This window comes from Sphingobium chlorophenolicum, from assembly GCF_000722875.1.
GTDB lineage: Bacteria > Pseudomonadota > Alphaproteobacteria > Sphingomonadales > Sphingomonadaceae > Sphingobium > Sphingobium chlorophenolicum.
Genome location: NZ_JFHR01000097.1, coordinates 1 through 7,601, shown reverse-complemented (window position 1 = coordinate 7,601; position 7,601 = coordinate 1). Strand labels below are relative to the sequence as shown.

The window sequence follows — 7,601 nt, the reverse complement described above, 5'->3', positions numbered from 1 at the left end:
TGGCTAAATTGGTTGTTAGGAAAGGACATATGCTGCTTTATCTCCCCCCCCCCCCCGCGGGGGGGGGGGGGGGGGGGGGGGTGGGGGCGTGCCCCATGGGAAAGCTTTGTTGTAACGGCACGCCCCCACCCCAACCCCTCCCCTGAAGGGGAGGGGCTTAATGACCGTAAACCACCCAAATCCCTCCGTCCGGCGAGTCTTGAATTTGTTCATGCTGCCTAGACGTCACAGGATGAAGTTAACCGTCGCCCGTAATGAGATGGCGACGTGATTTTGTTGCTGCTCCGCGCCGAATTCGCCGCCGACGCGGAAGCTGTCGGTGCCGCCGATCAAGCGGGCGCGCCCGGTCCAGCCGCTGGTGCGCTTGTCGGCGATCAGGGTGAAATCCTGGCCGCCGGTGAAATGCGCTGTGGTGTCGTCCAGTGAGCCGTTGATGATCTGGCGCCGTCCGCCCTCCAGTTCGAAGCGCATCCAGCCGTCTTCGCGGGTCAGGCTGCCGAAATCATAGCCCACCGTCACATTGCCGCTGGCGGTCAGTTCATCGCTGGTGCGACCGTCGACGATCAGGTTGAACGCGTCGCCGCCGCCGGTTTCGCTATAGCCGTCTTCCTTCAGCCGATAATAATCGATGCTGGCCGCCGGGCGCAGGGAGAAGCGATTGAACCGCATCTCATAGGAGCCGCCCGCCGTTGCGGAGACGAGCTTGCCTGTCCAGTTGCCGTTGGCGGTGCGGACGACGTCGCCGCTTTCGAAATGGCGGCTGCCGTCGAATTTGATGTGGGCGGCGGAGAGGCGGGCATAGGTCTGGAGCGGGCCCCAATCGCCGCGCCAGTGCGCCGCCAGTTCGAACTGGTCCGAATCCACGGCATTGTCGGTGGTGCCCGACGTGTCGCTGCCGTGGATATAGGCGAACGACCCGCCAAAGGCGCCGATCCCCGTCAGATATTCCGCGCCGAAGCTCGCGCCCCAGCCGTTGATGTCGTAGGATGCGGTGTCGCCCACGCTCTTCGAACTGCCGAACGCCACCTGTTGCAGCCAGAAGCCCAGACGCCCGTCCGCCGTGCGATAGATGCCGCCCGGATCGGACAATATGCGGGCGGTGGCGCGGGAACCGGCCGTCACCGCCTCGAACGTGCCGCCCGCATGGTCGGGCAGCATCTGTTGCAGATTGGCCTTCAGCGTGTCGCCGTCGGTGATGGACAGATAGGTGCCGGAGAAGGCGGCGTCCTTGTCCAGCGCGTTGAAGACCGCACTATAGGCCCGCGCCTGCGATCCGGTGAGGCCCAGTTCGGCGACCGTCTTGGCGGCGATGGACAGCGTGACTTCGCCGGTCGCGGCGTTCCCTGCGATCGCGCCCTTGAACATATAGGGGATCAGCGTCGTGCTGGAGAGGGTGGGCGCGCCGCTCAGCGATCCGGCGCGGACGATGACATAATCGCCCGCCGAGCCGACCACGCTGCTCAGCGTCGCCTTGACCTGCGCGCCGTTGGCGAAGGTGGCGGCTCCGGCGACATTATAGAGGGTGTTGGTGTGATTGGCGGCATCGATGGTCACGCCGATGACGGAGGAGCCGCCGACCGCCAGCGATGCCAGCGCGACCGTTCCCTTGTTCCCGGCGTTGATCGTGCCGCCATTCACGATGACGGCGGTGTTGGCCGCATTGTTGATCGTGCCGTTGAGCGCTGCGGTGCCGGAGAGGGTCAGGCTGGACGCATTGCCGCCGAAATCGACGCCGCCATTGAGTTGCGAACTGCCTGCGAGGCTGAGGCTGGAGCCGTTGCCGCCAAGCGCCACGTTGCCGGTCAGGGCGGACGCGCCGGACAGGGCCAGGCTGTTGCTGCCCGCGCCGAGATCGACATTGCCCGTGATGCTGCCTGCGGAGACGGTGACGACATCATTGCCCGACCCAAACCGGACATCGCCGACGATTTTCGGCGCGGCGGCTGTGGCGGAGGCGAGCGACTGGGTCAGGGTGACGCCGCTGGTGTTGGCGGTGAAATCGATGGCGACGTTCGATCCGGCCTTGCCGCCCGATGCGGAGATGGTGCCGCTGTTGGCGAGGGACGACACGGTGCCCGATGAATCGAGAATGGCGGTGGCCGCGCCATTCGTGGTGCTGAGCGCGGTGGCGGAGATGGTGCCGCTGTTGACGATGGCGCGGCCCACGGCCCCTGCGTCGATCACCAGCGCGCGGGCCGACGTGCCTGCGACGCTGGAGCCGGTCGCGCCGACGGTGCCGCTGACCTGGATCGTATCGGCGGTCGCGCCGCTGCCCAGGCGGACGGCTGTGGCGTTGCTGTCATAGGAAACCGCGCCGACCGATCCGGCGATCAGCATGCCCTTGGTCAGCGTGACATTGCCGCCCAGGCCGCCAATGACGAGGCCGTTGGCATTCACGCCGTTGTAGACGCCATAGCCCGCGACCGAACCCTTGATGATCAGGCCGTAGCCGGAACTGTCGGCGGCAACCGCGCCAATGGTCGTGTCGGCGGTGGCCGATCCGATCCGCACGGCGGCGGCGGAGCCATAGGTGACGATATTGGCGGACCCTTCGCTGGCGTCGGTCAGCCCGTCATTGTCGACGTCGGGCTTGGTGCTGTCCAATGTCGGCGGGATGTCGAAGATCACGCCGCCGGTCACATTGCCCGCGATGGTCACTGCCGATCCGCCTTGCAGCAGGTCGTCGGCGTCCAGTTTCGTCACGTCGCTGGGTCGGGTGGTGGAGCGGTAGCCGGTGCTGGTGACGGTGCCCTGAATCTTGACCGCGCCCGTGACGTCGCCCTGCAACGCCACGCCGACGCTGCTGGCGCCGACCACGGTGGTTGCGCCGCGGATGGTGACATTGCCGGTGACGGCGTTCGCCACCACGCCACGGCCATTGTCGCCCACCACGCTGGTGTTGCCGCTGGTCGAAAGATTGCCCACGAGCGGGCCGTCCACGCGGATGCCCGTGGACTGGTTGCCCTCTATGGTGATGGTGCCGCTGCTGTCGATATTGCCGCCATGGGCCGCGCCCGGCTGGACCCAGATGCCGTTGCGGTTCGTCCCCTTGGCGAAGGGGCCGTCCAGATCGCCGTCATTGTCGCTGTCGGTGGCGGTATAATCCTCATCCAGCGTGATCGTGCCGCTGTGCGTGATGTTGCCGCTGGTTCCCGCCGTCGCAAGGATGCCGGTCGCGTTGTCCGCGCCGGAAATCTTGAGCGTGCCTGCGTTGCTGACCTTGTTGTTGCTGTCCTGCGTGATGGCGGCGCCGCCGGTCAGCGTGATCGATCCTGCGGCACTGACGGTCAGGTCGTCGGGCGAACCATTTGCTGCGGTGGAGGTCTTGGCGGCGGTGGTGGTGGCGGAACCGATGGTGGTTTCCGCCGCCGCGTCGGCCACGGTCAGGGCGGCCAGAACGGAAGCGATGGCCGTGCAGGCCAAGAGATTGCGCATGATGTCTCCTCTGGGGTGCGCCCTTTTCGATGGGCGCCATGGCCGGGAGACGGCGTGGAAGAGCCTGTTCCGTCAGATAAAAATAATGCGACGCAAATTCAGAAGGCGAAGTCCATGCCCACCCGCACGGTGCGCGGGCGCAGCGGCGTCACATAATCTTCCCGCAGATCGAAGGGCGTGCCGAGCGAGAATCGGTTGCCGCTGCTGTCGAGCAGGTTGGAGAGCGAGAGCGACCATTGCACCATCCCCCGCGTCAGGCTGGCACTGAGCGCGGTGTCGACATAATCGCCCTGTTCCCGGCCCAATATCGGGCCGACGCCCAGCCGCGACTTGCCGACATAGCGGGCCGATCCGCTGAGGTGGAACCGCATGTCCCCGCCCACTGGGGCGCGATAGTCGAAGCCGACGCGCCCGCCCCAGTTGGCGACATTGGGCAGGGCCAGCGATTGCCCCTTATAGGATAGCCGCTGCACGAACTGCGTCGGGCGATTGAGGCGGCTGTCATTATAGATGATGCTGCCGTCCAGCGTCAGGCGGGGCAGGGGGTGGAGGGCGATGCGCCCCTCCACCGTGTAGATGCGCCCGTCGCCGATATTGGCGGTGGTGGGAATGCCGATCCGGTCGGTGACGTCGGCCTGAATGTCCCGCCATTTCGTATGGGCGACATTGCCGGTCAGCGCGACAGCGTCCACCCCTGGCACGCCGCTGCGGAAGCCGAATTCCAGGGTGGAGGCACGGTCGTTGCGGAAGCGCTGGATATGCTGGTCGTCGACGGCAAGGCCGCCGGGGCGGAAGCCCTGCTGGAAGCGGGCGTAGAGCGTCATGCCCGGCACGGCGTCGGTCAGCAGCGAGAAGGAGGGCAGGAAGATCGTCTCGTTCCGGTTCGCCTGCGCCTCCGCCTTGGCGATGGCGGTCATGGACAGGAAGGCGATGGGGTCGAGCGCCTCGCCGCTCAGGCGGCTGTTGGTCAGCCGTCCGCCGACCGTCGCGATCAGGCCGGCTATGGGTTCGAAGGAGGCTTCGCCGAACAGGGTCGCTTCCCGGATGCGGTTGCGCACCCCGGTCGATGTCGCGGGCATGCCGCGCCCATACATGGGGACGCCGGGAATCACCTCCGCCTGGACCGGTTCCGTGCCGTAGGATGTCAGCGTCCGCTGGATGTCGGACGTGCTTTCCAGATAGGATGCGCCCAATATCCAGCCCAGCCCATTGTCCAGATCGCGGACGATGCGGTTTTCGGTGGAGAAGATGTCGACCTTGTTCCTTTGCCGGAACAGCGCGGCGGGGCCATCCGGCTGGGTCGCGTCGAAGCTTTCTGTCAATATGTTGCGCACGAAGCCGGTCGAGGACAGGAAGCGCAGATCGTCCCATTGCCGCTCCACCCGCAAATTGGCGAGCGCATAGTCGGACGAATAGGGCTGGGCGACGGCCGAGGCGCGTTTCAGGTCGCCGATGGATTTGGCGGCATATTGAGCGTCGTCGGCGTCGATCCGCTGATAGACGCCGGTAACATCGATGGTCCAGTCCTCGTCCGGGGCGAAGCGCAGCGCGGCGCGGCCGCCATAGGTGCGGGTGCGGTTGACGTCATCCTTGCGGCGGTCGGGATGGACATTGTCGATATAGCCGCCGTCCTGCACGCCATAGCCGACGACGCGCAGCGCGATCTTCTCCGTCACGATGGGCAGGTTGATCGTCGCGGCCAGATCGCCGCCCGGATCGCCATGCTGGGTCGCGCTGAGCCCGGCGGAGACTTGCCCGCCGGTCCGCACAAGATTGGGCGCGTTGGGGATCATCCGCACGATCCCGCCCAGCGACCCCGCGCCGTAGAGCGTGCCCTGCGGCCCCTCCAGCACCTCCACGCCCTGCATGTCGTAGAGTTTCAGGTCCGGGTCGGGCGCGGCATAGTTCAACCGCATGTCGCCCAGATATTGGCCGGTCGTCGCCTGGGTCGGCCCGGCCACGCCGCTATCCGCGATGGCGCGGATGAACAGCTTGTTGCGTCCGGCCCCGGCATGGGTGGAGCTGAGGCTGGCCACGCGGAAGATCAGGCCGGCGGAGCCGCCCGCCGCCTCGCCAGCGGTGAAGGCGCTGTCGCCTACCACCTCCACCATTCCGGCATAGCGCGGCAGGGGCGTGTCGCGCTTGGAGGCGGTGACGATGATTTCGGCCGGTTCCTGTTCCGGCTCCGGCGCGGGGAGGGCGACGGCGAGGCGGGGTTGTTCCCGTGCCCTCCCGTCTCCAATAGCGCGGTCCCGCACGATGCGGAACGTGCCGTCGCCGATCCGCCGGATGCTGGCGCCGCTGCCCTTCAGCAGCCGCTTGAGCGCGCCTTCCACCGACATGCGGCCCTGCACGGCGGGGGTGGCGATCCCGGTCAGGGACTGGTCCGACATGCCGATGCTGACGCCGGTCTGACGGCCGAGCGATATCGCTGCCTCGCCCAGCCGTCCGGGGGCGATGCTGATCTGCTGTCTTTCCGCCGCTTGCACAGGCGAAGCGGCCATGGTGGCGGCCATCACAAATGGGGCGGTGACGAAAAGGACGTTAGCGTGGCGGGCCATCCCCCTCCTTCAACAACCATCCGTCGCCCTGCCTGACGGCGCTGAGCCCCATCAGCGGCGCGGCCTGGCCAAAGAAACGCGCGGGATCGCGGTCCAGCCGGATCGTGCCGGTAAAGCGCATCGCGCCCGCGCCCGGCGTGGCGTCCAGCTTCACGCCCAGCGATCGGGCTATGTCGCCGCCGATCTGCGCCACGGGAGCATTGGCGTAGGTGAGGCGGCCCTGACGCCAGCTTGCGACGGCGTCGGGCGCGATGTCCATGACGCGCAGGCCGTTTTCATCGTTGGTGAGGGCGCGGCCTGCTGGCAGGGCGATGGCCTCCGCCTTTGGATTGTAGATGACTTCGCCTTCGGACACGCCGATGCGGGTCGCCTGGCCGCTATGCACGATGTTGAAGATGGTGCCCGCATCCTCGAACACCGCATCGCCCACGGTCACGCGGAAGGGGTTTCGGGCGTCGTGACGGACAGTGAAGGCCGCTTCGCCGCTGTCGAGCGCCGCGAAGCGCGCATCGCGCCGGTCGAAGCGCATGGTGGTGCCGCCGTTCAGTTCGACGCGGGTGCCGTCGTCCAGCGCGATGGTGCGGGTTTCGCCGGGGCGGGTGGCGACGGTGTAGATGTCGGGCCGGTTCATCATGCCGACGGAAACCACGCCGACCAGGGCGGCGGCGATTGCGCCGCCAGCCAGCCAGCGTGCGGGTTTCCAGCCACGTTCCCCGGCATCGTTGGCGGGCGTGGCGATGGTGACAGGCTCGGCCGGAATGATCTCCGCCAGACTATCGTCCGCCGCCATCAGCGCGTCATAGGCCGACGCATGGCCCGCATCCGCCTCCAGCCAGAGGGTGAAGGCTTCCCAATCGGCAAATTCAGGATCGCGCGTCCGGATGACCCATCCGAGCGCCTCCTCATTCATCATGGCTCCAGCCCTGTTCATTTCAGCCCCTCATCTGAGCCAGACGCCGCCGCCCGTCTCATTCCGTATCCAGTTTCTGCTTGAGGGCGATCATGGCGCGATAGGCCTTTTGCAGATCCTTCTCCACGGTGGTGAGGCTGACGCCCAGTTCCTCCGCTATCGTCCTTTGTCCGACGCCCTCTATGCGGAAGCGGCGGAACACCAGTTCGACCCGTGGGCCGAGTGCGCGCAGCACGGCGCGGGCCTCCTCCAGCCTTTCGGTCAGGATCAGCCGTTCGTCTATGGCGATATCCTCCGACGGATCGGCCATGACGCCGCCTGCGCCTTCGGCCCAATCCTGTTCCCGCCGCTCCCGCCGGGTGGCGGAACGGTAGCGGTCCAGCATCAGATTGTTCGCCATGCGGTAGAGATAGGGCAGAGGGTCGGCGATGGGGCCGAGGTCTTTTTCCTCCAGCTTCATCCACATGTCCTGCAACAGATCCTCCGCCCCGTCGCCCGCGCCACGGGCGCGCAGGAAGCGCAGCAGGGCGGGCCGGTTGTGCAGGAAGATGGCGGAAAGGCCGTTAGCCATGAAGAACTTGCGTCCAGTGGGATCAGGCGGTTGGCATAAAGGGACGATGAAGCCGTGGCAACGGGCAAGCGGGGAGGGGGCGATTGATGTGGTGGGGGTCGGTGGGCCCGCGCGCCGCTTCTTG

Annotated in this window: 4 protein-coding genes; all 4 read right to left on the bottom strand. The window is 66.8% G+C overall.

The annotated features are described in order from the left end of the window. Nucleotides 1-225 precede the first annotated feature (225 nt). The 4 genes from BV95_RS21870 to BV95_RS21855 all read right to left on the bottom strand — a co-directional run bounded on the left by BV95_RS21870 (nt 226) and on the right by BV95_RS21855 (nt 7,477). A complete protein-coding gene (locus BV95_RS21870; protein WP_037457313.1) occupies nt 226-3,435 on the bottom strand; it encodes an autotransporter outer membrane beta-barrel domain-containing protein in 3,210 nt (1,069 codons plus the stop codon). Nucleotides 3,436-3,533: 98 nt separating this feature from the next. Then, nucleotides 3,534-5,996, bottom strand: a complete 2,463-nt coding sequence (locus tag BV95_RS21865) for a TonB-dependent receptor (protein WP_037457311.1) — start codon at nt 5,994-5,996, stop codon at nt 3,534-3,536. Beyond that, nucleotides 5,980-6,909 (bottom strand): FecR family protein, encoded by a 930-nt coding sequence (locus tag BV95_RS21860; RefSeq protein WP_037457309.1) that lies wholly within the window; start codon nt 6,907-6,909, stop codon nt 5,980-5,982. The genes BV95_RS21865 and BV95_RS21860 overlap by 17 nt, the downstream gene beginning before the upstream one ends. A 55-nt stretch (nt 6,910-6,964) precedes the next feature. Next, a complete protein-coding gene (locus BV95_RS21855) occupies nt 6,965-7,477 on the bottom strand; it encodes an RNA polymerase sigma factor (RefSeq protein WP_037457307.1) in 513 nt (170 codons plus the stop codon). Nucleotides 7,478-7,601 lie beyond the last annotated feature (124 nt).